This is a genomic window from Tardiphaga sp. GW822-FHT04G09, assembly GCF_058800725.1.
On sequence record NZ_JBXAMO010000029.1, the window covers coordinates 16,111 to 41,630 of the forward strand.

Consider the following 25,520-nt stretch of genomic DNA (forward strand, 5'->3'; position numbering starts at 1 on the left):
GTTATGCGCAACAAGCCATTGCCGCCGGGAAAGGTCAAACCGTTCCAACCACCAGAATGACGGGAACCGGGGCCGTAGAAACAACGCCGGACGCGGTGAGGTGAATGGACGCGATAGCACCGCACGTTGACAGCCGCGATCGCCCCGGTTTGATAATGCGAATGGCGTCGATTAGTGTCGCCGCGGCGCAAGCCGAATGGGGATCAGCGACCTCGAGTCTGGACCGGTTTCGTTATGAAAATGCGCATTGCTCTGCTCGCTCTCCTGACGCTCGCCGCCACGCCCATCTGGCAGGCATCGGCCGCGGAGGATCGTCCCCACCGGATCGCGCTGGTGATCGGCAATGCGAAATACCCGGACGCCGAGGCGCCGCTTAAAGAACCGATCAATGACGCCCGCGATATCGCTGCCGAATTGAAGCGCGACGGTTTCGAGGTGGATACCGGCGAGAATCTCGGCGGCGACGGCATGCGCCGGGCACTGGAGAAATTCTACGGCAAGGTGACGCCCGGCTCCGTGGCGCTGGTGTTCTTCAGCGGCTTCGGCATCCAGTCCGCGCGGCAGAGCTACATGATCCCGGTCGATGCCCAGATCTGGACCGAGCCCGACGTGCGCCGCGATGGCTTCAGCCTCGAGACCGTGCTCAACGAAATCAACAGCCGCGGCGCCGGCGTCAAGATTGCGCTTCTGGACGCATCCCGCCGCAATCCGTTCGAGCGCCGGTTCCGCAGCTTTTCCGCCGGCCTCGCTCCGGTGATCGCACCGAGCGGCACGCTGGTGATGTATTCGGCGGCGCTGAGCTCGGTCGTCAGCGAAAGCGGCGGCGATCGCGGGTTGTTCGTCAGCGAACTGCTGAAGGAAATCCGGGTCCCTGATCTCACCGCCGAGCAGACCCTGAACCGGACCCGCGTCAACGTCACCCGCGCATCACGCAGCGAACAGGTGCCATGGATTTCCTCGTCGCTGGCGGAGGATTTCGCGTTCATTCCGGGCGCGAGTTCGGCAACGCCTGCCGTGGTAGCTGCGAAGCCGGCGGATCCCGCGCCGGCCGCCACACCGCGCCCTGGTCCCGTCGCCATACCGCAAGCCGCTGCAGCGCCGCCGGTCGCTCCCGCCGCACCTGCTGCGACGCCCGCGCCGGCGCCCGCTGTTGCGCCTGCCCCGATGGCCCCCGTCACCGCCGAAGCCCCCCGTGACGAAAACAAGATCCTACTGGCGCTGGCCGAGGATCCGACCGTCAAATCGCTGAACGTCAAGCTGACCGATAATCCGGAAGACGCCGGCGCGCTGTATCGCCGTGGGCAGGTCTATGCCAGCAAGGGTGCCTATTCCGCCGCGATCAAGGATTTCGACGCCACTATCAAACTGAACTCCAAGGATGTCGAGGCCTTCAACAATCGTTGCTGGGCCCGCACCGTGATCGGCGACCTTGCCGCCGCGCTCAAGGACTGCAACGAAGCCCTGCGGCTGCGACCAAATTTCGTCGATGCGCTGGACAGCCGCGGCCTCGTCAATCTCAAGAACGGCCAGAGCAAGAATGCGATTGCGGATTTCGACGCTGCGCTGAAGATCAATCCACAACTGACCTCGTCACTCTATGGCCGCGGCCTGGCCAAACATCGCCTTGGCCAGACCGCGGAAGGCGATCTCGACATTACCAATGCCAAGGCCATGGACCCGGACATCGTCAAGGAATTTGCCGGCTACGGCATCCGGTAATTCCCGAGGTCACCGGAATTTCGCAGGAAAGTCGCAAGAAAATCGCAGGCGCGATTTGAACCCGCGCCACGCCAGCGGACACTATTGAGGGCAAGCCGGAAGCCATCCTGACGCGATCCGGCACCAGATCCGGTTGGAATTGATCCAAGCGCGTTTCGCGCGACTAGCTGAAGGGGTGAACCCATGTCGACCACATCCGCACGCTCCGGCTTCAACATCATTCGCACGATCGCCGTGATGGGCGTTGCCCTGTCGCTGACGATCGGCATTGCCGCCGCAGCCGAGGAAGTGACCTCCGACCAGATCCTGCGTGCGCTGGCGCCGAAGAAGCCGCTGACCCGCGGCCTGTCGATGACGCCGCCGGCCGAACCTGCCGTCAATGCGGCGGAAGGCAAGTTCGTCGACTCCCTTCGCAATCGCAGCACACGGTCGCTATCGGTCGGCGAGCGCGAGCAGATCGCGACCGTCGCCCAGACCAAGCCGGCGATCGATCTGGAAATCACCTTCGACTACAATTCGGCGAATATCAGCAAGAAGTCGCAATCCGCGGTGCAGGCCCTCGGCAAGGCGCTGAACAGCGACGATCTCAAGGGCTCGACCTTCGTGGTGGCCGGCCATACCGACGCGGTTGGTGGCGAAGAATATAACCAGGACCTGTCAGAACGCCGCGCCGATGCCATCAAGCGCTATCTGATGGACAAATACGGCATTTCCGGCGCCGATCTCGTCACCGTCGGTTACGGCAAGGGCAAGCCGAAGGCTGGCGTTGCGCCGACCGATCCGTCCAACCGCCGCGTCCAGGTGGTGAATATGGCGAACAAGACCACCGCATCCCAATAGATTTTGGTGGCACTTCCGAGCTTGCTGCGGATTGCCGCACCACTGCGTTCCGCGCCATGCGGGACGCTGTTTGCTGTGGCGATCGCCGATATGCTGTATAGATTGCCCCGACCTGCCGCCGCACCGATCGAACGCCTCTGGTGCTCCGCAATGCCAAGTGGATCGATCTCGCAATGAAGGCTCTTGCCTGCTCAGCCTCGCCTCTCGCAATTCTGTCGCTGGCGGCCACGATGGTCGCGACCACCTCGGCCGGTTTTGCCGCTGAGCCCGCGCCCGGCGCCGGCTCCGCCCCGCCGAATGGCGCCATGGTGATTGTCGCCAAGGCCACCAATGCCTGTTTCTCCGATCTCGTGCGGGTGACCGGCTTCGTGGTGCCGCGCCGCGAAGCGGTGGTCGGTGTCGAGACCGAGGGTTCAAAGGTCTCCGAAGTGCTGGTCCGCGAGGGCGACATCGTCACCGAGAACCAGGAACTGGCCCGGCTGACACCGCCGCCGACGCCCAGCAATGCGCGTCCGAATCCTGTGACCCTGCGTGCGCCCGCAGCAGGGCTCATCACCTCGGTCAACACCATCGCCGGCGCGCCGGCCTCGCCGCAAGCCGGGCCGATGTTCAGGATCGCCATCAACAACGAACTCGAGCTCGATGCGGAAGTGCCGAGCATCCACATCCTCAAGCTCAACCCCGGCGTCACGGCGCGGATCAGCCGCGACGATCAACCCGATATTTTCGGCAAGGTCCGGCTGGTGTCGCCACAGATCGACCGCGTGACGCAGCTCGGACATGTCCGGCTGTCATTGACGAGCAATCCGTCGCTCAAGGTCGGCGTCTTCGCCCGCGCCAGCATCGATGCCAAGCGCAGCTGCGGCGTTGCGATCCCGCGCTCGGCGATCGAACACTTCACCGTGCAGGTCGTGAAAGGCAACACCATCGAGACCCGCCGGGTGAAGGTCGGGCTGGTGTCCGACACGTCGACGGAAATTCTTGAAGGCGTCGATGTGGGCGAAATCGTCGTCGCCGATGCCGGCACGTCACTTCATGACGGCGACAAGGTCCAGACCATGTTCGCCGATGATCTCGACCGATCGCGGGTGCGCTAAATGGCAATGAATATCTCGGCATGGTCGATCCGCCATCCGCTTCCATCCATCGTCTTTTCGATCATTCTCCTGGTGCTCGGCTGGATCAGCTTCACCAAGCTGGCGATCACGCGGCTGCCGAGTGCGGATATTCCGGTGATCTCGGTCGCCGTGTCGCAATTCGGCGCGGCGCCTGCGGAACTTGAAGCGCAGGTTACCAAGACCATCGAAGACGGCGTCTCCGGCGTCGAAGGCGTCCGGCACATCTCGTCGTCCATCACCGACGGCCTGTCGGTTACCACCGTGCAATTCGCGCTGGAAACCAATACCGACCGCGCGCTGAACGACGTCAAGGACGCCGTGACGCGCGTCCGCGCCAATCTCCCCCAGAATGTCAACGAACCGTTGATCCAGCGCGTCGACGTCATCGGCTTGCCCATCGTCACCTATGCTGCGATCTCGCCCGGCAAGACGCCGGAGCAACTGTCGTGGTTCGTCGACGACGTGGTGAAGCGCGCATTGCAGGGCGTGCGCAACGTCGCGCAGGTCGAGCGCATCGGCGGTGTCGAGCGCGAAATCCTCGTCTCGCTCGATCCTGACCGTTTGCAGGCCGCAGGCCTTACCGCCGTGGATGTCTCGAGGCGCCTGCGCGGCACCAATGTGGACCTCGCCGGCGGCCGCGCCGAAATCGGCAAGAACGATCAGGCCATTCGCACGCTGGCCGGCGCCAAAACGCTGAATGAACTTGCCGGCACCATGATCAGCCTGCCGTCCGGCGGCGAGGTGCGGCTCGAAGACCTCGGCACCGTCACCGATACCATCGCCGACCGCCGCACCTTTGCGCGCTTCAACGGCGAGCCCGTGGTGGCGCTGGGTATCAAACGCTCCAAGGGCGCCAGCGATGTGGTTGTCGCCGCCGCCGTGCAGAAACGTATCGATGCGCTGAAGGCATCCTATCCCGATGTCGACCTGAAACTGATCGATACGTCGGTGGATTTTACCAAGGGCAACTACGAAGCCGCGATCTCGACCCTATTCGAGGGCGCCGCGCTCGCCGTCATCGTTGTGTTCTTCTTCCTGCGCGATCTGCGCGCCACCGTCATCGCGGCGATCTCGCTGCCACTGTCGATCTTCCCGGCCTTCTGGGCGATGGACCTGCTCGGCTTCTCGCTCAATCTCGTGAGCTTCCTCGCCATCACGCTGTCCACGGGTATTCTCGTCGATGACGCCATCGTCGAGATCGAGAACATCGTGCGGCATATGCGGATGGGCAAGTCGCCCTATCGCGCAGCACTGGAAGCCGCCGACGAAATCGGCCTCGCCGTGATCGCCATCAGCCTGACCATCATCGCGATCTTCGCCCCGGCCAGCTTCATGTCGGGCATCGCCGGGCAGTTCTTCAAGCAGTTCGGCATTACGGTATCGGTGCAGGTGTTCTTCTCACTCCTGGCAGCACGCTTCGTCACGCCTGTGCTGGCTGCCTACTTCCTGAAGGATCACAAGCACGACGATCCACCCCCGGGACGGCTGCTGAGAGCCTACAACAAGCTCGTGAACCTGTCGGTGAAGCGATATTACGTGACGGTTCTGTTCGGTCTCGCCATCTTCGCACTGTCGATCTGGAGCATCCAGCTGCTGCCGCAGGGGTTCCTGCCGGCCCAGGACACGGCGCGTTCGCTCATGGCGATGGAATTGCCGCCGGGATCGCAGCTCGCTTACACCGAGAAAGTCACAGAAGACATCGTCGCACGGCTGCGCAAGCGACCTGAAGTGAAGAGCGTGTTCGTCGATGGCGGTCACGTCCCGCCCGGCACCTATGAAGTGCGACGCGCAGCTCTGATCATCAACTACACCCCGAAGAGCGAACGCGACAGCGCACATACACAGCGCCTGCTCGAGCTCGATATCAGCAAGGAACTCGAAAGCGTTCCGGATATTCGCTACTGGTTCCTCGACGAGAACGGGCTGCGCGCCATCTCGCTGGTGGTGACCGGCACCGACAGCAATGTCGTCGCCAATGTCGCCAGCGAACTCGCGACGCAGATGAAGCGCATTCCGCTGATCTCCAACGTGATCTCGGAAACCTCGCTGGATCGTCCTGAGCTGCGCGTGCAGCCGCGCGCCGATCTCGCCGCGCGGCTCGGCGTCTCCACGGAGAGCCTGTCGGAGACCATCCGCGTCGCCACCATCGGCGACGTCGGCCCGGCTCTGGCGAAGTTCGACGCCGGCGACCGCCTGGTGCCGATCCGCGTGCAGCTTGAAGATACCGCGCGCGCGGATTTCCAGATCCTCGAACAGCTACGGGTGCCGCTGGGCGGCGGACGCGGCGGCGTGCCGCTCTCCGTGGTCGCCGACATCAAGCTCGATCAGGGACCGACCAGCATCAACCGCTACGACAGAGAGCGTCAGGCCACTGTGGCCGCGGATCTCGTCGGCACCGCCGCGCTCGGCGATGCCCTGAAGAAGATCTACGAACTACCGGTCATGAAGAGCCTGCCGAAGAATGTGAGCGTCAAGCAGTCCGGCGACGCCGAAAGCCTGAACGAACTGGCGGATGGCTTTGCCACCGCGATTTCGGCCGGCCTGATGATGGTCTATGCGGTGCTGGTGCTGCTGTTCGGCACATTCCTGCAACCGATCACTATCCTGTTCTCGCTGCCGCTCTCGATCGGCGGCGCGATCCTGGCGCTGCTCCTGACCGGCAAGCAACTGACGACGCCGGTGTGGATCGGCATCCTGATGCTGATGGGCATCGTCACCAAGAACGCCATCATGCTGGTGGAATTCGCAGTGGAAGCCATTCGCGAAGGCAAGCCGCGAGAGGTCGCGATCATCGATGCCGGCATGAAGCGGGCAAGGCCGATCGTGATGACCACCGTCGCCATGGCGGCCGGCATGATGCCGTCCGCGCTGGCCTTCGGTGCCGGTGGCGAATTCCGCTCGCCCATGGCACTTGCTATCATTGGCGGGCTGATCTTCTCGACAGCGCTGTCGCTGCTGTTCGTGCCGGCAATGTTCCTGATGATGGATGATGTCGGGCAATTGGCCTGGCGTTTCGGTCGCAAGCTGCTGGTGTCGAGCGGCGAGGAAGACCGCCAGACCGGCGACCAGCCGCCAGCTGTCCCGCACAAATAGGCCCATGCAATGACCCTGTCCGTCGCCTCTGCGAAGCGAACCACACCATGGGCCAGATTGCTGGTCGCATTGTCGCTATGCGTGTTCACGCAGCCGGCTCTGGCCGCCGACGATCCTGCCGACGCGCCGAAGGGTGCCGCTGTGACGGTGCTGACTGCCGCAAAGTCCTGCTTCGCCGCCACCGTCGAGGTTTCCGGCATCCTCGTTCCGCGCGAGGAAGTCTCGATCCGCCCGGACCGCCCGGGCCTCAAGGTTGCTGAGGTCATGGTCGACGCCGGCGAGAACGTCACCGCAGGCCAGATCCTCGCGCGCCTGACGCCGCCGGAAGGCGGCTCATTGCAGGTGCAGGCGACGGTCGCAGGATTGGTGAGCGCTTCATCCGCCGTGGTCGGATCGCTTGCATCGGCCAAGGGCGAAGCGCTTTTCAGCATCATCGCGCGCAGCGAGTTCGAATTCATTGGCCAGGTGCCGACCCGCGATCTGCCGAAGCTCAAGATTGACCAACCGGTGAAGGTCAAGGTGATCGGTGCCGGAGAGCTGGACGGTAAAGTGAAGCGCGTTGCCTCCACCGTGGAGCCCAACAGCCAGCTTGGCCAGGTCGTGATCTCGATCACCTCGGCCCGGCGGCTGATGAGCAATTCCTATGCGCGCTCCATCATCAAGACCGGCGAAAGCTGCGGCATTGCGGTGCCGTTGACCGCCGTTCTCTATAGTGCCGGCGGCACCGTCGTGCAGGTGGTGCGACGGCAGCGCATCGAAACGCGGCGCGTCGAGATCGGGCTGATGTCGGGCGGTCGCGTCGAAGTCCGCGAAGGTTTGAATGATGGCGATGTGATCGTCGCGCGAGCCGGCGCCTTGTTGCGCGAAGGCGACCCGGTTCGGCCAGTGATGGCTAACGCAGACGCTGCAAAGTAATCGTAACGGGAAAGATCAGCTGCCGGGGCTTAGCTGCCGGCCTTGGCCGTTGCGCTCTCACCGAGCAGGATGTCTTCAACCAGCGATGAGGACACCGCCGGGACCTGCTCACCCGACGTCGCACGAGTCACGGCAACGCGGGTGTTGGTGAAGACAGACTCGGCACTCGCCGGCTTGGCCTTCATGTTCTTCAAGAGTTCGGTGGCAAGCAGGCTGTTCTGGCCATCGACATCGTCGGCGACCTTGCCCGGCGTCGCCGAGGTCAGGATCAGCGCATTCTCAGGAACATCGATCGGCGCGAGACCACGGGAGTAACCGCGGAAGCGGCGCTCATAGGGATTGCGGCGGGACGCATCCAGCACGACCAGTTTGGCCTGGGCACCACGCTCTTTCATGACGTCGAGCACGGCCTCGACGCTCATGCCGTCGCGGCGAATGTCACGCTCTTTCCAGATCGCAGCATCGACCGGGATCATATAGCTCTGCCGGCCGACCTGAACGCCATAGCCACCGAAATACAGCATCACGACCGAGTCCGGCCTGATCTTGGCCTTGAGGCGTTCGACCGCGCGGGTCATGTCATCGCGGGTCGCATCTTCCACCACATCCACATCGAAACCGTCGCGGCGGAGTGCGCTCGTCATGGCGCGGGCATCGTTGATCGGCTGGGCGAGCGGCGCGCCGGCATCGGGGTAATGACCGTTGCCTATCACCAGCGCGATGCGCGATGCCGTCGTCGCAGGATTGATGCTGCCGGTCACCGTCGCGGCCTGCGCAGCTTCCAGCGAGCGCTTGTTCAGCGCGGCATTGGCGCCAAGCGCCAGCGAGACCAGACCGACAAAAGCTGCGGCCACAGTGATCGAGCGACGGGATACGCGAAACTGCCGTACGTTCATTACGTCATTCCTGCTCATCGTTCACGCACAACCCGTGGGTCGCGCGAACGTCGAAATAGGTTTGAAGGGATGCCAAACCAATGAGTATTAATACGCTCAATTTGCGGCATCGCAGCAAACCGGTTGTTAACCCGTCGGGGCCACCCGGGCAACCGGTAAAGGCCGGGGTTTAAGACAGGGTTACTGCCCGACCTGGCTAAGGTCTTGAATGAGCTCGCGCTTCACGCAATTGTAATCCCTGCCGATTCGTGCAACTTTTCAAGGGGTTGCAGGTATCGGGAGGCGATTGCGCCGCAGCGACGGCGGACGGTTTTCGAGACGTGCGCAGGAGCCGCACTGAAAGAAACCTCATGAGTGTGTCTTATTTTGCCGGCGCCGCATACCGCGCGCTGACATCCAGCAAGGACGGCCCGTCGCTCTACGACCTCTGCGATCCCCTCTTCCATAAGCACACCGGCGGCGACGCCCATATTGTCAAGTTCTACAAAACCGCGCTGGGCAATCCCGCGCTTCGTCCGTTGCTCTGCCGCGCCGGCCTGTCCGAGCTGCGCGACCCCGTCCGCTTCAAAGCCGTGCAGCAAGCCCTGATCTCGGCACGCGATGACGAGAGCCCCGATTGGGAAGCCATCGGCCACCCCATCGCCGAGCTTCTCGACACGGTCACATTGAGCCATCCGGCGCCGAAGCCCGCCGCGGCTTCAGCGCAGGCGCCGTCGCTGGGCGAGATCGACGATGTCATCAAGGCCTGCGGCACGCATCTGCTGCGCTCGTTCGAATGCAACGGTTTCATCCCGACCTATGCGGCGTTCAACCTGATCGGCGATCCCGACATGCATGGCCGCGAATTCCTGATGGCCCTGACCGGCCTGAATTCGCGCGGCTACAAGAATTCGACACTGCTGTTCACACTTGCGCGCATCTTCATCGCGCGTTCGCCGGCCGGTAAACTCATCAATCCGCCGTGGACCGGAATTGCCGAACCCATGTGGGAGCCGGTGCAGATCCGGCATCGTTCGGCCTATTACGACGCCTTCTTCACCGAGGCACTACTCAGCTTCGGCGAAACCGGACTGCCATCGCCGGACCAGACGACATCCTCGCGCCGCGCCATCGATGCGATGGTTGAATTCTGCCTGGTCACCAGCCGCGAGGAAGTCCGCTCGCATGACGGGACGAGCGTAAACGTCATCACCGCGCTGGCGCCGCCACCGCATCCGCGCTTCAGCCGGCTATTCGCGCAAATCAAGCAGGATCTCGGCTTCGGCATCTATGTTCCGGACTGCGACACCACAGCCTGCTCATTCTCCGCCGCCACACAGGCCGGCTCGACCGATCCGATCCTCGATCAGCCCCTGCTCGACTTCTATGCCGGTTATCAGGTCGGCAACGGCAGCAACGAGCCGATGGTCACCGTGCCGATCAATGACCACATCGACTATGACGGCGCCATCGTCACCTGGATCGACAATCTCGCGGGCGAACGGCCCTTTGGCAACGATCTCGATCCGACGCTCAATCTCGATGTGCTCGAAGTATCGTTCCGCAATCTGACCCGCTGGAAGGTCATGGAGATGCCGAAACGACTGGAAACGATGCGGCGGATCATCGGATTCCAGCGCCGCCTCGTGGCATCCGGCGCCTTCGCCGATCCGAAATCGCACATCTATTATCTGCCGGAGCTCTACAGCGCCTATTTCGGCCGCTGTTATGCGGCTTTCCGTGAACTGCCGGACGCAACACAACAGGCCATCGATACCGACGGCACATTCGAATTCATTCGCCTGCATGTTCTCGCCTATGTGCAGGACGAGTTGATTGCGCGCGAGATGAACGCGTTCGATGCGGCACTTGCACTGATCGCGCTCGGACATCTCGGCGGCGAGCTCGCGCATTTCGCACCTGCACTGCGCTGCATCATCAAGGCAACAGGCGAAGGCGGCCGCAAGGGTCCGTTCAAGGCCTATGAATGGAACAAGATGAAAACGCCGACACGAATTCTGGTTGGCGGCCCCGAAGTGACCTCAGCCTTCGTGCTGATGGGTCTCGCGCTGACGCGGCGGAAGATGATGAACGGCCATGCCGCGTAGTTCATCGCGCGAAGTTGAAGGTATGAAGGAGCGACCGTGCTGGCATGCGCGGCGAAATGCCCGCACTGTCTCCGGATTGTCGTCATGATTTTGCAATCAAACGGTTCGATGCGCATGTTCCGCACGCTCTCCCTTTTTATCGCGATGCTTTGCATTCCCGCACTGGCACAGGCCGCCGATGTGACGGGGGTACCGAAGATCCGCGACGGCGACCAGATGACCATCGGCGCGACCCGCATCCGGCTCGCCGGCATCGACGCGCCGGGCCTCGACCAATTGTGCCTGAATGCCGATGGCGAGCGCTGGACCTGCGGCGTCACAGCGCATGAAGCACTGGTTGCGCATGTCGGCGACAAGAACTGGACCTGCCATGTGCTACGCACCGATCGCTTCGGTCGCTCGGTCGCCAAATGCGAGGTGGATGGCGAGGACATCGGCCAATGGATGGTGAAGAGCGGCTGGGCGCTCTCCTATGTGCGCTTCTCGCATGCCTATGATGCCGACGAGAAAGCCGCACGTGAAGCCAAGGCCGGACTTTGGGCCGGTGCATTCTTTGCGCCCTGGGACTGGCGCGTGCGCAACAAGAAAACCACCATTCTTGGCTCGATCAAGCCTCCGGAGGACGCCTTGCCGATCTTGCTGGCCTCGGCATCCGGTCATGTGGCGCCGTCTCCGACCTGCCGGATCAAGGGCAACGTCAACCGGGCGGGCGTCTGCATCTATCACACGCCCGAAAGCCGCTGGTATGCCAAGATCAGCATGCGGATCAGCAAGGGAACACGCTGGTTTTGCTCTAAAGAAGAGGCCGAAGCCGCCGGCTGCCGCGAGACCCGACGATGACATGGCGGCGCTGACGTGGCAGGTTCCCCGCTCAGATTCGATCGAGCGGAACCTTGGCTGACCTGCAGACGGATGCCATTGCGCAAAAACAACGCCGCAGCCGGACATTCCGGGCTGCGCGACTGACGCTGCTTGCCTTGGTCATCTATGGCGGCATCGCCTATCTCTTGCTCCCCGAACTCTGGACCCATTACGAGCACCAGAAGAGCCTTGCCGGCTTGCCGATGACGACGATGACCGCGCAAGGTATTCCCGGCGATCCCATCAATGTCGGCCTGATCGGTGACACGAAGGACGTGCTGTGCGCGATGCATGCTGCCGGCTGGTATCCCGCCGATCCCGTAACGTTACGCTCGTCCCTGGAGATTGTCGGCAGCGTCTTGCTCGACCGCCCCTATCGCGAGGCGCCGGTGAGCCCGTTGGTCTATCTTGGCCGCCGCGAAGATCTCGCTTTCGAGAAGCCTGTCGGCAACAGCGCTGATCATCGCCACCATATCCGACTCTGGAAGGTCCTCGACAAGGGACAGGAAGATCGCCCGGTCTGGCTTGGCGATGCGACTTTCGATCGCAGCGTCGGGATCAGCAAATACACCGGCGCGATCACGCATCACATCGCTGCCGATATCGACGCGGAGCGCGCAGCGCTCGCGGGCGACCTCGAACAGGCCGGCATGGTCGAGGCCAAATATCAGGTCACCGGAACAGGCCCGACCGTCGCCGGTCACAATGGCGGCGGCGACCTGTACTACACTGACGGCGAAGTCTGGATCCTGCGGCTGGTGGTGGCCTGCGCCAAACACGACGGCCCTTCCGAGACGATCCCGAGCCCGGCGGCGACCGAGATCAAGGACCAGATCTTCCAGGCCATCGCGAATGTGATCGGGCGTGATGCGCTGACTCACTAGGCAGTCAAATTCAGACCATCTCACACGCGCTTTGATTTCGCGCTGCGCCATGGCACCATGGCCGAAAATACCAACAAGGATTGAAAATGGTCGTTCGTGCAGGTCGTGAATTTCTCGCCATCCCCGGCCCCACCACGATGCCAGAGGAAGTATTGCGGGCGATGCATCGTCCGCCGCTGGATATCTACTCCAAGGAAATGGTGCAGCTCACATTCGGGCTGCTGCGCGATATCGGCACGTTGTTCGCCACCAAGAGCAACACCTATATGTATATCGCCAACGGCCATGGTGCCTGGGAAGCGACGCTTACCAATGTGCTGTCGCGCGGCGACAAGATCCTGGTGCTGGAAAGCGGGCGTTTCGCGGTCGGCTGGGGCCATGCTGCGGGGGCCATGGGCGTCGACGTGCAGAGCCTGAAGGGTGACTGGAATCGCGCCATTCGTCCTGCCGAGGTTGAAGCAGCGTTGCGACAGGACACCAGGCACGAGATCAAGGCTGTGCTCGCGGTGCAGATCGATACGGCATCGGGCGCGTTCAACGACATTGAAGCCATCGGCAAGGCGATCAAGGCGGCCGGCCATCCCGCATTATTCATGGTCGACACCGTCGCATCGCTCGGCTGCATGCCGTTCGAGATGGATGCATGGGGTATCGATGTCGCCATGTCCGGCTCGCAGAAAGGCCTGATGACACCCCCTGGCCTCGGCTATGTCGCCGCGAATGATCGCGCGCGCGAGATTCACAAGACTGCCAATCTGCGCACGCCCTATTGGGACTGGACCGAGCGCGACGGCGACGAGCACTACCGGAAACATTCGGGCACCGCGCCGGTGCATCTGATGTTCGCGCAGCGTCAGGCCATCGACATGCTGTTCGACGAGAAGCTGGTCAACGTGTTCCAGCGCCATCGATTGCTGGCGGAAGCCGTTCGCCGGGCCGTTGCCGTATGGGCCGATGGCGGCGTGCTGAGCTTCAACATCATCGAGCCGAAAGAACGCGGCAACACGGTCACGACGGTGCGGATGGACAACCCGACGCCGCTGCTCGATTATTGCCGCGACAAATGCGGCGTCATTCTTGGCGTCGGCATCGGCGACCTGCACGGCAAGGCATTCCGCATCGCCCATATGGGCCATGTCAACGCGCCCATGATTCTCGGAACACTCGGCGTGATCGAGATGGGACTGCAGGCGCTCGGCATTCCGCACGGCAAGGGCGGTGTCACGGCGGCGGTCAACTTTCTCGGCGAGAACGTCGCGCCCTGACGCTAGCTCTCGACCTCGCTGTGCTCGCGGCGGGTTTCCGGCATCACCAGCCAGATCAGCAAGAGGCCCAGCCCGGCGACGCAGGCCAGCCCGATAAAGGCGACTGGCGCGCCGAGCTTGTCGGCCACATAGCCGGCGGTCACCGTGCTGAGCGACGCGCCGATGCCTGTCGCGGTGCCGACAATGCCCTGTGCAAGGCTGAAGCGCCCGCTGCCGAAGGCGATGTCGGCGACGATCAGCGGGATCATCACGCTGAACACGGCAGCAGTGACGCCGTCGAAAACCTGCACCGCGACCAGTGCAAACGGGTCGGTGACCACAGCGAACAGCAATCCGCGGATCGCCAGTGATGCAAAGGCGATCAGCAAGAGAGGCCGACGGCCCCACTGCTGCGCCTTGCGGCCGACCGTCGGCGAGGTCGCCGCGACGATGGCCTGCGGGACCACGATGCAGAAGGCGATCAGCGCCGGTGCCCAATCGGCCGAGCGCGTGGTAACGACACCAGCCATCAACGGCAGCATCGCTGCATTGGCAAACTGCAGCAGCAGCACCGCGCAGCCGAAAATCAAAAGCGGCTTCTGTCGCATCAGATCACGAAAACGGATCGGCCTATTGCTCTCGGCCTCTTTGGTGCTGGCACCATGGGCCTGCGCAGAATTGATCTCCTGAGGTCGAATCCGCGACAGCGCGTAAAGTACCGGCAGCGCCAGCAGGAACGTGACGATGAACACCGAGCGGCTTGACAGCAGATAGCCGCAAGTGCCCATGACGGCAGCGGCGACGCCATTGCCGAGCGAGGCGAAGCGCGCATTGCGGCCAAGGCGCTCGCCGATCCGCATCGGACCGACCAGCCCGAGGCTGATAGCGGCGATGGCAGGGCCAAGCACACAGCTCGCCATCGCATGCAACGTCGCCGCGGTGACGACGATGGGGAAGATCGGCAGCACCGCATAGGCCAGTGCACAGCAGGCGATGGTCGCAACAGCCGCCCCGGCCACCAGCCGTGTCGAGCGCGCGGCATCGATGATGGCGCCGCCCGGGATCTGGCCGAGCAGCGCGACGATGCCCCCGATCGACAACACAAAGCCGATCTCTACCTGCGTCCATTTCTGGGTCGTGAGATAGACCGCAACAAACGGGCCGAATCCGGTCTGTACATCGGCGAGGAAGAAGATGAACCAGTCGAGCCCGCGCAGGCTCTGCTTCGACGGCTCCGGACTGCGCCGTGGCTCTTGCGGATTCGACTCGGACTCCGGCGCAATCCCTGGCGCGCAAGCGACCTCGGGCACCGCCGCGACACCATCGCGGCGGGAGAGATCAGCTGCACGTGTGGTCGCATGAACCGCCAATTAACGCTCCTGCATGGTGAGAGGCGGAAACCTCAACGGCGTCAGCGTGCCGGATGCGCCGAGCACGACAATCGGCTGATCGTCCTTGTATTCCGGCGCGGCACGCACCTGCTCGCGCGTAAGATCGAGCGTGATGCTGGCGGTCTTGTCGGCCACGTTCCAGAAATGTAGCGCACCCCAATCGACCACGATCTTGCGCGAGCCAACCCCGAGGAAGCCGCCGAAGTCGATGACCGCACCGCGCACCTGTCCCGCGCGATCGACGATCACGTCGGCGATGCGTCCCATATTCTCGCTTGCGGGACTGCGCACATCACGGCCGAGAATGCCTTTGGCATCGAAGGCATCGATCACCGTCACCGATGGTGGCTTGGCGACAGTCGCGGGAGGCGCAGGCACGGCTGCGTCAGGTTTTGACGCCGTCTGCGGGGCGACCGACGATGGCTGTTTCTCGGGCGCGGATACGACCGGCGGCGTTGCCGGCTGCACGGCAGCCGCATCAGGTGCGGGCGACGGCACTGACGATTGCGATTCAGGAGTGGATTTCTCCGATGCCGCGGGTGGAAGCGCAGGCGCATCCGCCGCCTGGCACACGGCCCCAACGTTCAACGCCAACGACATAGCCAATCCGGCAATGATCCGATTTGCAGGCATGGGAAGTCCCTTACTCACATGTATCGCCGATGGCGCGAACCCCAGCGCCAGGCGACGCGTCAATGCGTCAGCACGATCGACACCTGGATCTGACCGCGGGTCCGCAGCACTTCCAGCGACACATCGTTGTCGTGTTTGCGCAGGCAAAGATCGACGCTGGATTCGCCGAGCCGGAGATCACGTAGAATGACGTACTGCAGAAAAGCAGGCAGCCGCGGATTGCGGAAGCGAATCTCGCCGCGCGCGACGTCGAATTCGATTCCAAGCGCCGCTTCGAGCAGTGTGAACGGCGTCGCACTGGCCCAGGCCTGCGGCGCGCAGGCCACCGGATACAAGGTCGGGCCACGGCGTTTTTCGCGCTGGAAGCCGCAGAACAATTCCGGCAGTCGTCGCAGGTCCATATAGGCCGCGGTGTCGAACAGGCCCTTGAAGACGGTCTCCACCGAATGCTTGAGGCCATAGCGCGCCAGGCCGAGTGCGATCAGCGCGTTGTCGTGCGGCCAGATCGAGCCGTCATGATAGGACATCGGATTGTAGCGCGCCTCGCCGCGCGCAATGGTGCGAATGCCCCAGCCGGTGAAGAAATGCGGACCCATCATGTCGGCAGCGACCATGCGCGCACGATCCTCACGGACGATGCCTGTGAACAGCAACTGGCCCGCATTGGAAGCACGAACCGCGCAAGGCAGCTTCGCGCCGTCGAGCGCAAGCGCGTAGGTGCCGAGTTCCTCGCACCAGAAGGCCTCCTCGAACCGCGCAGCAAGTTGCCCGGCTTCGGCTTCGAGCTGCCGAGCCTTGTCAGGCAGGTTCATGCGCAATGCGAGACGCGACGCCAGATTCTTGGCGGCGAAGACATAGCCCTGCACCTCAGCCAGCGCGATATTGCCCTCGGCCAGCCTTCCATCGGAATGAAAGATCGCGTCATACGAATCCTTCCAGCCCTGGTTCTGAAGTCCCTGCTCGGTAGCCCGCTGATATTCGACGAAGCCATCCTTGTCGGGGTCACCGGGACCATCGATCCATGCGAGAGCCGCCTCAACAGACGGCCATAGTTCGCGCAGGGTCTCATCATCGCCGGTGCGCTCGACATACATCCCTGCGAGCATCACAAAGAGCGGCGTTGAGTCGACGCTGCCGTAATATTGCGCGAACGGAACTTCACGCAAGGCGGCCATTTCACCGCCGCGCATTTCATGCAGGATCTTGCCGGGCTGGGCATCTGCCAGCGGATCGATCGACTTCGCCTGAAACGCTGCGAGCCGTTTCAGCACGCCGCGCGCCACGCGCGGGTCGATCCACAGCAACTGCAGCGCCGTAATCAGGCCATCGCGGCCGAATGTGGTCGAATACCAGGGAATGCCGGCATAGGGATATCGGCCCTGCGGCGTATTCGTCATCAGGATATTGAGATCCGCCATCGCCTGGCAGATCACCTCGTTGAAAATATCATTCGAGCTCTCGATCGTCGCCGCACCTTTGCTGAAATTGCGCATTTCGCGACGATGGGCGAGCAGTCCGCGGAAAAACGGCACAGGCTTGTGGCCGATTTCGGCATTGCAGCTGACTGCCACGAACAGTGACGTCGTTTTCTGCGGCTTCAGCTCGAAGTGATAGGTCGCGGTATTGGCGGCCAGCCGCGTCGGACGCGGATCAAAATGAACCATCGTGCTGAGAGGCTTACCGTCGAGTCCGGTATATTCCAGCGCCACGTCGCTCGGACCGACCAGGCGACTGGTAGCAATGCCGCGATGCTTGCGCCTTTCGCCGCGTACCTCGAACAGGTCGGCGAAGTCATTGTCGAACGACAGCGTCAAATCGAAGCTGGCGCTGTGTTCGCCGTGATTCTGCAGGCCGATGCGCTGGTAGGCGGCGCCGCGCCACAAGAAGAAGGTGCGCACAATGTGCAGCATATCCTTCTGCAACACGATGCGGCCATTGCGATAGATGTCGGGATTGGTCAGATCGACCGTGAGCGATGAATTGTCGTCGCGCAGATTGGAGCCGAGCAACAGCGGCTGAACGTCGTTCAGTGCCAGTTCCAGCCGCGCGAGATAACGCGTATCGGCGTTGAACAGACCATCCGGCCCGCCCGCGGACGCGCCGATATCACCATGGCTGTCGAGCACCACGAACGTATCGTCATGCTTGAGCGCTCGCCGCGGGCGCGACGCAGGACCCGTCATCGGAATATAGAACGGCGATTCGACTGCCTTCTGGTCAGCGATGGCGTTCAACGTGGCAGCAGCGGCTTCAACAGGCATGAAAGACCTCGGCCGGTTGTGGGGTCAGGGCAGGCACGGAGACAGACGCTGCGCTCGCACAGAATAACTGAGTCGTCAGGCGGCATGCTGCGCAAGACGGCTCATCTCCTGAGTCACCAGTTCCCGATATGGCCCGTGGGACTGCATCAGATGGTCCGGCTTGCCATCTTCGATGATCTTACCGCTCTGCAGCATCACCACACGATCGAAATTACGCAGCGTCGCGAGGCGATGCGCAATCGCGATCACCGTGCGACCGCGCATCAGACGCGCCAGTGCTTCACGGATCGCCTCCTCCGATTCGCTGTCGAGGGCAGCCGTCGCCTCATCCAGCAGCAGAATGGGTGCGTCCTTCAGGAAGGCGCGTGCAATGGCGATGCGCTGGCGCTGCCCGCCGGACAGCTTGACGCCGCGGTCCCCTACCATGGTGTGAAGACCTTCCGGCAATGTCTCGACAAAATCGCAACGCGCCGAAATGGCTGCACGCAGTACCTCCTCATCCGTCGCCTCGGGGCGTCCATACCGGATGTTCTCCATGATGGACCGATGGAACAGCGAGATGTCCTGCGGCACCACGGAGATCGCATGACGCAGGCTGTGCTGGGTCACGCGTGAAATATCCTGGCCATCGATGGTGATGCTGCCCTCCTGCACGTCGTAGAAACGCTGCAACAGCACGAACAGGCTGGACTTTCCCCCACCAGACTGGCCGACGAGGCCAACGCGTTGCCCGGCATTGAGCCGCAAGGTGAACTTGTCGAACACCTGCAAGCCACCGGGATACCGGAACGAGATATTGTTGAAGGCGATCGCTGCACCTGATTTGACCAGGGGCTCGGCCTCTGGATGATCACTGAGCTCGTGGGGCACCAGCAATGTGGACAGCGCTTCGGACAGACGCGCAACATGTTGGGTGACGTCCACCAGAGCCACCGCAAGATCTCGCGTCGCGTGCAGGATCGAGAGACCGAGCGTACAGATCAGAACGACATCGCCGGTGCTGGCGGCGCCGCGTTGCCAGAGCATGATCGCCCAGGCGAGCAGCCCGATCGTCAGCGCCACCGTGATGGCCGCATGCGTCAGGCGCAGACGCTCGAGATAGCGCAGGCTGCGACCACGGGCATTCAGCTCGCGATCCACCGTTTCATCGAAGCGGTCATGCTCGAAGCTCAATCCGCAGAAAGCGCGGACGAGCGGCATGTTGTTTATCACATCCACCATCTCGCCATCGACCGCCGCGGCCTTGTCGGCAAAATCGTCATGCAGCGCCTTTCCGGCGGCAGCCATTTTGAACATCATGACAACCACAGCGCCGGCCACGACGGTCAAGCCCGCTGCCATCGGCAGACTAACGGTGCCGATCAGCATGATCGCGGCGAATGTCGCCGCACAGGGCGGCAAGACGTTCCAGACAAACATGTTTTCAACCGTGAAGACGGCGTTGGACGTCGCCGTGATGCGGCTGGTCAGCATCCCCGGCAGCCGATCCGAGAAGTAGCTCGGTGCGTGTCCGGTCAGATGGCGAAACATATCGCGTCTGAGATCGCCGGTGACGCCAACGAATGTGTAGCTCGCCGTCCAGCTCGCCACGCGCCACAGGAACATATCGGCTGTGATCAGCGCGATGAGCACGGCGAACGCGGCCCAGACGCTTTTACCGCTGCCCGACGGCCCCGCTGACAGGCCATCGACTAAAAATTTAATCCCGTATTGCGTGCCTACCGAGCAGGCGACCGCTGCAAGCACGGAGAGCAGGATGATCGTGTGCGATGCAGAACGCATCCTGATGTAGCGCATCACAAAGGCGAAAGGGCGATACGCATATCCCGAAAGACTGTCCATGTATTTTTAAAACCCGTTGAACGAGAACAAGAATCGTGACGGACAGCGTCCCCGCCTACTGATGAAGATGATGCCGTCCCGAATTTCCCACGCTCTCGCCATCTCTGCGCAACATTCCGGCAGCATCAACATTCCCGAAAGCGTGGTTGAACGTGATGGCATCAGCAAGACCACAGTGTGGACGAACTACGCAGATCGCATAGGAACTTCGCAGATGCGAGAACGTTCCAGCTTCGGGCACATCGCTACCGAACGTCATCGTTGAAGTTGTTCATCACCTCCAACATGGGAGATATGTAAATGCGCATCGCGCAAGTTGCTCCGCTGACAGAAGCCGTTCCACCGAAACTCTATGGCGGCACGGAACGGGTCGTGCATTGGTTGACCGAAGAGCTGGTGGCACAGGGGCATGATGTTACGCTGTTCGCCAGCGGCGACTCTCAAACGTCAGGCAAGCTCGATGCGGGCTGGCCGAGGGCGCTGCGGCTGGACGGCTCTGTCCGCGATCCCAACGCACTCCATATGGAAATGCTCGAGCGCGTAAGGCGAAAATGTGACGACGACGAATTCGACGTTCTGCATTTCCATCTCGACTACTATCCGTTCTCACTGTTCTCCCGCCAACCCACGCCGTTTCTCACGACGCTGCACGGCCGTCTGGATTTGCCGGAACATCAGCCTACCTTCACGACCTTTTCCAAGATTCCCGTAGTTTCGATTTCGAATGCGCAGCGGCGGCCGGTGCCGCAGGCGAATTTCGTGCGCACGATCTATCACGGTCTTCCCGAGAAACTGCTGACACCGCAGCCGATCACCCCTGGCTACCTCGCCGTGCTCGGACGTATCGCGCCGGAGAAGGGCGTCGACCGCGCCATCAAGATCGCCATCCGCGCGGGCATCCCCTTAAAAATCGCGGCCAAGATCGACCGCGCGGATGAGGACTATTACGAGCAGGTCGTCCGCCCGCTGATGGATCATCCGCTGGTCGAATATATCGGCGAGATCAGCGACCGGGAGAAGCCGGAATTCCTCAGCGGTGCCTATGGCCTGTTGCTGCCGATCGACTGGCCCGAACCGTTTGGCCTGGTGATGATCGAAGCGATGGCCTGCGGCACGCCGGTCATCGCCTATAACCGCGGCTCGGTGCCGGAGATCATCGACGAGGCTCTCACCGGCTTTATCGTCGAGGACGAGACCAGCGCAGTTGCTGCGGTGGGTCGTCTCGCCGGCATGGACCGTACGGCGATCCGGAAGCAGTTCGAAACCCGCTTCACCGCCCGGCGTATGGCCCTCGATTATGTAGCCACCTATCGCAGCATGATGGAGCATAAGGCACCGCTGCGCCTGGTCAGCAGTGCAGAGTAATCTGAAGCGTATATCGTATATGACGGCATCAAGGGGTGGCCCGCCGGGCCACCCCTTTCCATTGTGGCCTGTTGCGAGATCATTGACCCGCTGTACAGCCCGCGTGGCATTTGCGAGATAGATAGTGGTAATCCGGTCACGGCAGGTGCCGGGATCGATCGTCCGCACATGTTCTCGCATTCCGACAGGGCATCATGACCGCCGTTTCCCGCTTTGAAATCATCCTGCTGCTGATGGCCGTCATCGTGTTGCTCGACATGCTCGCGCGGCGGTTTCAGCTTCCGCGCGCCGCTGCCCTGATCCTCGGCGGGATCGGCTTCGCGATGATCCCCGGCACCCCCGATGTCGAAATTGACCCTGAACTGGTGCTCGTGCTGTTTCTGCCGCCGCTACTGATGTCGAGCGCCTGGTTCACCTCCTGGCGCGATTTTCGCGCCGATTTGCGCATTATCCTGCAGCTCGCCGTCGGCGCCGTCTTCTTCACCACCCTAGTGGTCGGCGTGGTCGCACATTGGGTGATGCCATCCCTGCCGTGGGCCGCCTGTTTTGCGCTCGGCGCCATCGTCTCACCGCCGGATTCGGTGGCGGCCAAGGCCGTGCTGCAGAGCGTACCGCTCCCACCGCGCATTATCGTGCTGCTGGAGGGCGAGAGCCTCGTCAACGATGCATCGGGCCTGGTGCTGCTGCGCTTCGCCATCGCGGCGGCGCTAACCGGCTCGTTCAGCGCCGCCGCGGCCACCGTGAGCTTCTTCTCGGTCGCGATCGGCGGCCTGCTCGTCGGCATCGTATTCGCTTTCGCCGCGATTCTGGTGATCAGGCGCATCAAGGAAATCGACCTGACCATCGCCTGGACTTTCCTGGTCGCCTGGATCTCCTATATCGCCGCGGAAAAGCTCCATGTCTCCGGAGTCCTGTCCACCGTCGCCTGCGGCATGATCCTCGGATGGAAGCAGCACGAGTTCTTCGGCGCTGCGACGCGCACCCGCGCCACCGCCGCTTGGAGCGTCGTCGTTTTCGTCCTGGAATCTCTGGTGTTCATCCTGATTGGCCTGTCGCTGCGCGGCGTGCTGTATCGGCTCGGCGGCTATGACGCGCTGGTGGCGCTGTTGCCGGCGACAGGGGCAATCATCGCCGCGGTAATCCTGGCCCGCTTCGCCTGGATGTTTCCCGGCACCTATCTGCCGCGCATGCTGATGCCGAAGCTGCGCGCCCGCGATCCCTCTCCACCATGGTCGGTGCCATTCATCATGAGCTGGGCCGGACTGCGCGGCGTGGTCAGTCTCGCCGCCGCGCTGTCACTGCCGGAAGGATTTCCGGGGCGTGACGTCATCCTGGCGATCACCTTCGCGGTGATTCTGGTGACGGTCCTTGTCCAGGGCTCGACTCTGGCACCGATCGTGCGCCGCCTCGTGAAAACCGGCGGCACCCATACTCCGCATCACTCCAAACTCAGCGAGGCGCAGGCGCGCGCGCGAGTTGCAACCGCGCAATTTTCTGCTGTCGAGAAGGCGTCACGCAATGATGACGGCACGCATCGCCATCCGCGCCTGTTCGAGCAATATACCTATCGCAAGGGCGCCGCGGCGCGCTATGCCGAAGAGGCTGAAACGCTCTCGTCGCAGCGCATCGATCACTTCAAGACGGTGCTTGCCGCCATCGAAGCCGGCCGTGCAGAGCTCCTGAAGATGCATCGCGCCGGCGAAATCCACGACAGCGTGCTGCATTCGATCGAGGAAGGCCTCGATCTCGAAGAAGTCAACGCAAGACGTTTCCTCTAAAGCCACGTTTCCTCCAAAGCCATTCGCTGTCGAGACTTCCCAGCGGCCATCACAGGCTCTAACCTTCATGGTCAAGCGCCGAACAAGGCGCGGCATCCGGGAGAAAACATCATGAGACTTCAAGGCCTGTCTACCATCGTCACCGGCGGCGCATCGGGCTTCGGCGCCGAGATCGCGCGCTCTTACGCCCGCGAAGGCGCCAAGGTTGTCATTCTCGATCTGAATGCCGAAGGCGCGAAGAAGGTCGCAGCCGAAATCGGCGATAGCGCGATCGCCTTCGGCGGAAGCGTCACCCGCAAGGCCGATATCGATGCGTCGGTGAAGCTCGCGGTCGAGAAGTTCGGGAAACTGGACGTCGTCGTCAACAATGCCGGTTGGACCTTCCGCAACAAGCCCTTGCTCGAAGTCACCGAAGAGGAATTCGACAAGGCGTTCGACATCAATGTGAAGTCGATCTTCCTGATGACCAATGCCTGTGTGCCGGTGATGAAGAAGCAGAAGAGCGGTCGCATCATCAATATCGGCTCGACAGCCGGTGTCCGGCCACGCCCGGGCCTGACCTGGTACAACGCCACCAAAGGCGCGGTGAACCTGATGTCGAAATCGATGGCCGTGGAACTGGCGCCCGATGGCATCCGCGTCAATTGCATCGCGCCAGTGATGGGCGAGACCGGCCTGCTGGAATCCTTCATGGGCGTGCCGGATACGCCGGAGAACCGGGCCAAATTTATCGGCACGATTCCGCTCGGCCGCATGTCGCGCCCCTCGGATATCGCCAATGCCTGCGTGTATCTGGCGGGCGAGGAATCCGAGTTCCTCACCGGCGTGATCCTCCCGGTCGATGGCGGGCGGACGATCTAGAACGAGGAAATTCGTAAACCATCGAATCCAGTCAGATTCGATTTACCACGCGCGTTAAGCAGTTCACCGGCCATTCATGCGATGGTCACGCCATGATCGGGGGATGAACCTCGGCAGGGAAGGCGTCAGGGTCAGGCCGGTCAACGGTCTGGCCCTCCTCTTCGGGGAAATCATGGCACAAAAGAAGAAACCGGCTCCACGCAAGAAAACTGCCGCGCCCGATGTGGCTCACCCCGCTTCCGCAGTCGTGACAATGGCAGCCCGTAACCTGATCAATATGGCGATCGTGTCCGCATCCTGCGCAACCACTTTGCTGACGCTGATGGCCGTGCTCAAGTTCCAGACCGCCTGAGCGGCGATCACTTCATCTCGTTGAGCAGCGTCGGGATCAGTTCCGACACGGTCGGATGGATCGGCACTGCCCATTGCAACTGGGTGTAATCGGCGCCGGCATTCATGATGTCGAGAATGCCGTGGATCGCCTCGTCGCCTCCGGTGCCAAGGATCGCAGCTCCCAGAATCTTGTTCGTTTCAGCATCGACCACAACCTGCATCATGCCCGCGGTTTCGCCCTTCTCGACCGCACGCCCGACATGCGTCATCGGCCGGTTGCCGATCAGCAATTTCTTTCCTGTGGCCTTTGCCTGCGTCAGCGTCATCCCGACGCGGCCAAGTGGCGGATCGATGAACAGCGCATAGCCGGGAAGGCGATCGCTGACGCGGCGGCTTGCGCCATCGAGCAGGTTGGCGGCAATGATCTCAAAGTCGTTGTAAGCCGTATGCGTGAAAGCTCCGCGACCGTTGCAATCGCCCATCGCAAAAATGCCGGGTACATTGGTGGCGAGACTGTCATCCACCTTGATGTAGCCGCGGGCATCCACGGCGACGCCGGCCTTGTCGAGACCGAGATCGTCAGTATTCGGACGACGTCCCACCGCGAGCAGAACATCACTGCCGATGATCTCCGGCGCGCCTTCGGTGCAGTCGACACCGACAGCCACACCGTCCGGATGCGGCCTGAAGGTGATGCATTCGGCACTGGTTCGGATATGGATGCCTTCGGCGAGCAGGATATCGCGGATCGCTTCCGAGATTTCTGCGTCCTCGCGCGAAACGAGATACTTTCCCTTCTCCACCACCGTCACTTCGGCGCCAAAGCGCCGGTACATCTGCGCGAATTCCAGGCCGATATAGCTGCCGCCGATCACCACCAGATGCTTCGGTACCCGATCGAGCTGCAGGATGCCTGTATTGGTCAGATAGGTGACGTCGTTGATCCCCGGCATGTCAGGCACAATGGCGCGTCCGCCGACATTCAGGAAAATCTTCGGCGCGGTCAGTAATTCGTCGCCCACGCGGATCGTATCCGCGGACTCGAAGCGTGCATGGCCGTTGATGACCGTGCATCTATCCATGCCGCGCAGCCAGCTTTCGACGCCATTGCGCGAGTCGTGGATCACCTTGTCGGCGCGCGCCTTTACACGGGCCATATCGATCCGAACAGGGGAATCGATCATGACGCCATACTCGGCACCGCGACGCGCGAGATGCGCTGCATAGGCGCTGGCCACCAGCGTCTTGGTCGGCTTGCAGCCTGTATTGACGCAGGTGCCGCCAAACAGATGGCGCTCGATGAGCGCGACCGACATGCCGGCGGATGTGAGCCGACCGGCGAGAGAAGGCCCGGCCTGCCCCGCCCCGATGATGATGGCGTCGAAGCGCATGATTTCAG

At 62.4% G+C, this 25,520-nt stretch carries 19 protein-coding genes; 13 read left to right on the forward strand and 6 right to left on the reverse strand.

Features of this window, described 5'->3' with window-relative positions; all coding sequences use genetic code 11:
• Window positions 1-234 precede the first annotated feature (234 nt).
• The 5 genes from AC1RLZ_RS28910 (at window position 235) to AC1RLZ_RS28930 (ending at window position 7,685) form a co-directional block, all read left to right on the forward strand.
• On the forward strand, window positions 235-1,719 hold the full coding sequence (locus AC1RLZ_RS28910) for a caspase family protein (protein ID WP_493191457.1): 1,485 nt from the start codon (window positions 235-237) through the stop codon (window positions 1,717-1,719).
• A 183-nt stretch (window positions 1,720-1,902) separates the two neighbouring features.
• The gene (locus AC1RLZ_RS28915; RefSeq protein ID WP_493191458.1) at window positions 1,903-2,559 is read left to right on the forward strand and encodes an OmpA family protein; all 657 of its coding nucleotides are present in this window, start codon (window positions 1,903-1,905) and stop codon (window positions 2,557-2,559) included.
• Between the two features lie 173 nt (window positions 2,560-2,732).
• A complete protein-coding gene (locus AC1RLZ_RS28920) occupies window positions 2,733-3,656 on the forward strand; it encodes an efflux RND transporter periplasmic adaptor subunit (RefSeq protein WP_493191484.1) in 924 nt (307 codons plus the stop codon).
• A complete protein-coding gene (locus AC1RLZ_RS28925) occupies window positions 3,657-6,770 on the forward strand; it encodes an efflux RND transporter permease subunit (RefSeq protein ID WP_493191459.1) in 3,114 nt (1,037 codons plus the stop codon).
• A gap of 9 nt (window positions 6,771-6,779) precedes the next feature.
• Window positions 6,780-7,685, forward strand: coding sequence for an efflux RND transporter periplasmic adaptor subunit (locus AC1RLZ_RS28930; RefSeq protein WP_493191460.1), 906 nt, complete (start codon window positions 6,780-6,782; stop codon window positions 7,683-7,685).
• 29 nt (window positions 7,686-7,714) lie between these two features.
• On the opposite strand, the gene AC1RLZ_RS28935 is transcribed toward AC1RLZ_RS28930, so the two are convergent.
• A complete protein-coding gene (locus AC1RLZ_RS28935) occupies window positions 7,715-8,581 on the reverse strand; it encodes a caspase family protein (protein ID WP_493191461.1) in 867 nt (288 codons plus the stop codon).
• Between the two features lie 350 nt (window positions 8,582-8,931).
• On the opposite strand from AC1RLZ_RS28935, the gene AC1RLZ_RS28940 reads away from it, so the two are divergent.
• From AC1RLZ_RS28940 to AC1RLZ_RS28955, 4 genes are all read left to right on the forward strand, one after another.
• Window positions 8,932-10,668: a hypothetical protein gene (locus AC1RLZ_RS28940; RefSeq protein WP_493191462.1), complete on the forward strand. Its 1,737-nt coding sequence runs from the start codon at window positions 8,932-8,934 to the stop codon at window positions 10,666-10,668.
• A gap of 114 nt (window positions 10,669-10,782) precedes the next feature.
• On the forward strand, window positions 10,783-11,508 hold the full coding sequence (locus AC1RLZ_RS28945; protein WP_493191485.1) for a thermonuclease family protein: 726 nt from the start codon (window positions 10,783-10,785) through the stop codon (window positions 11,506-11,508).
• A gap of 62 nt (window positions 11,509-11,570) precedes the next feature.
• Entirely contained in the window at window positions 11,571-12,413 is an 843-nt protein-coding gene (locus AC1RLZ_RS28950) for an LssY C-terminal domain-containing protein (RefSeq protein ID WP_493191486.1), read from the forward strand.
• An 86-nt stretch (window positions 12,414-12,499) separates the two neighbouring features.
• On the forward strand, window positions 12,500-13,678 hold the full coding sequence (locus tag AC1RLZ_RS28955; RefSeq protein ID WP_493191463.1) for a pyridoxal-phosphate-dependent aminotransferase family protein: 1,179 nt from the start codon (window positions 12,500-12,502) through the stop codon (window positions 13,676-13,678).
• 2 nt (window positions 13,679-13,680) lie between these two features.
• Here the strand turns inward: AC1RLZ_RS28955 and AC1RLZ_RS28960 are convergent, their stop codons facing one another.
• From AC1RLZ_RS28960 to AC1RLZ_RS28975, 4 genes are all read right to left on the reverse strand, one after another.
• Window positions 13,681-14,940, reverse strand: coding sequence for an MFS transporter (locus AC1RLZ_RS28960; protein ID WP_493191487.1), 1,260 nt, complete (start codon window positions 14,938-14,940; stop codon window positions 13,681-13,683).
• A gap of 87 nt (window positions 14,941-15,027) precedes the next feature.
• Window positions 15,028-15,546, reverse strand: a complete 519-nt coding sequence (locus AC1RLZ_RS28965) for a PRC-barrel domain-containing protein (RefSeq protein ID WP_493191464.1) — start codon at window positions 15,544-15,546, stop codon at window positions 15,028-15,030.
• 194 nt (window positions 15,547-15,740) lie between these two features.
• Complete coding sequence (locus AC1RLZ_RS28970) at window positions 15,741-17,942, reverse strand: amylo-alpha-1,6-glucosidase (protein ID WP_493191465.1); 2,202 nt, start codon at window positions 17,940-17,942, stop codon at window positions 15,741-15,743.
• A gap of 75 nt (window positions 17,943-18,017) precedes the next feature.
• Window positions 18,018-19,784 carry an ABC transporter ATP-binding protein gene (locus AC1RLZ_RS28975; RefSeq protein ID WP_493191466.1) on the reverse strand — a complete coding sequence of 589 codons (1,767 nt, stop codon included), beginning with the start codon at window positions 19,782-19,784 and terminating at the stop codon, window positions 18,018-18,020.
• Between the two features lie 300 nt (window positions 19,785-20,084).
• Between AC1RLZ_RS28975 and AC1RLZ_RS28980 the strand changes: the two genes are divergently transcribed.
• The 4 genes from AC1RLZ_RS28980 to AC1RLZ_RS28995 all read left to right on the forward strand — a co-directional run bounded on the left by AC1RLZ_RS28980 (window position 20,085) and on the right by AC1RLZ_RS28995 (window position 24,140).
• Window positions 20,085-21,149, forward strand: coding sequence for a glycosyltransferase family 4 protein (locus AC1RLZ_RS28980; protein ID WP_493191467.1), 1,065 nt, complete (start codon window positions 20,085-20,087; stop codon window positions 21,147-21,149).
• 194 nt (window positions 21,150-21,343) lie between these two features.
• Window positions 21,344-22,927 carry a Na+/H+ antiporter gene (locus AC1RLZ_RS28985; RefSeq protein WP_371422235.1) on the forward strand — a complete coding sequence of 528 codons (1,584 nt, stop codon included), beginning with the start codon at window positions 21,344-21,346 and terminating at the stop codon, window positions 22,925-22,927.
• Window positions 22,928-23,038: 111 nt separating this feature from the next.
• Complete coding sequence (locus tag AC1RLZ_RS28990; protein WP_493191468.1) at window positions 23,039-23,788, forward strand: glucose 1-dehydrogenase; 750 nt, start codon at window positions 23,039-23,041, stop codon at window positions 23,786-23,788.
• A 103-nt stretch (window positions 23,789-23,891) separates the two neighbouring features.
• Window positions 23,892-24,140, forward strand: a complete 249-nt coding sequence (locus AC1RLZ_RS28995; protein WP_371422233.1) for a hypothetical protein — start codon at window positions 23,892-23,894, stop codon at window positions 24,138-24,140.
• Between the two features lie 7 nt (window positions 24,141-24,147).
• On the opposite strand, the gene AC1RLZ_RS29000 is transcribed toward AC1RLZ_RS28995, so the two are convergent.
• A complete protein-coding gene (locus tag AC1RLZ_RS29000) occupies window positions 24,148-25,512 on the reverse strand; it encodes an FAD-containing oxidoreductase (protein WP_493191469.1) in 1,365 nt (454 codons plus the stop codon).
• Window positions 25,513-25,520 lie beyond the last annotated feature (8 nt).

Bases quoted from the DNA above. Each gene is read 5' to 3' on its own strand.
- AC1RLZ_RS28910 (WP_493191457.1), top strand. From the start codon at position 235: ATGAAAATGCGCATTGCTCTGCTCGCTCTCCTGACGCTCGCCGCCACG.
- AC1RLZ_RS28915 (WP_493191458.1), top strand. From the start codon at position 1,903: ATGTCGACCACATCCGCACGCTCCGGCTTCAACATCATTCGCACGATC.
- AC1RLZ_RS28920 (WP_493191484.1), top strand. From the start codon at position 2,733: ATGAAGGCTCTTGCCTGCTCAGCCTCGCCTCTCGCAATTCTGTCGCTG.
- AC1RLZ_RS28925 (WP_493191459.1), top strand. From the start codon at position 3,657: ATGGCAATGAATATCTCGGCATGGTCGATCCGCCATCCGCTTCCATCC.
- AC1RLZ_RS28930 (WP_493191460.1), top strand. From the start codon at position 6,780: ATGACCCTGTCCGTCGCCTCTGCGAAGCGAACCACACCATGGGCCAGA.
- AC1RLZ_RS28935 (WP_493191461.1), bottom strand. From the start codon at position 8,581: ATGAACGTACGGCAGTTTCGCGTATCCCGTCGCTCGATCACTGTGGCC.
- AC1RLZ_RS28940 (WP_493191462.1), top strand. From the start codon at position 8,932: ATGAGTGTGTCTTATTTTGCCGGCGCCGCATACCGCGCGCTGACATCC.
- AC1RLZ_RS28945 (WP_493191485.1), top strand. From the start codon at position 10,783: ATGTTCCGCACGCTCTCCCTTTTTATCGCGATGCTTTGCATTCCCGCA.
- AC1RLZ_RS28955 (WP_493191463.1), top strand. From the start codon at position 12,500: ATGGTCGTTCGTGCAGGTCGTGAATTTCTCGCCATCCCCGGCCCCACC.
- AC1RLZ_RS28970 (WP_493191465.1), bottom strand. From the start codon at position 17,942: ATGCCTGTTGAAGCCGCTGCTGCCACGTTGAACGCCATCGCTGACCAG.
- AC1RLZ_RS28975 (WP_493191466.1), bottom strand. From the start codon at position 19,784: ATGGACAGTCTTTCGGGATATGCGTATCGCCCTTTCGCCTTTGTGATG.
- AC1RLZ_RS28980 (WP_493191467.1), top strand. From the start codon at position 20,085: ATGCGCATCGCGCAAGTTGCTCCGCTGACAGAAGCCGTTCCACCGAAA.
- AC1RLZ_RS28985 (WP_371422235.1), top strand. From the start codon at position 21,344: ATGACCGCCGTTTCCCGCTTTGAAATCATCCTGCTGCTGATGGCCGTC.
- AC1RLZ_RS28990 (WP_493191468.1), top strand. From the start codon at position 23,039: ATGAGACTTCAAGGCCTGTCTACCATCGTCACCGGCGGCGCATCGGGC.
- AC1RLZ_RS28995 (WP_371422233.1), top strand. From the start codon at position 23,892: ATGAACCTCGGCAGGGAAGGCGTCAGGGTCAGGCCGGTCAACGGTCTG.
- AC1RLZ_RS29000 (WP_493191469.1), bottom strand. From the start codon at position 25,512: ATGCGCTTCGACGCCATCATCATCGGGGCGGGGCAGGCCGGGCCTTCT.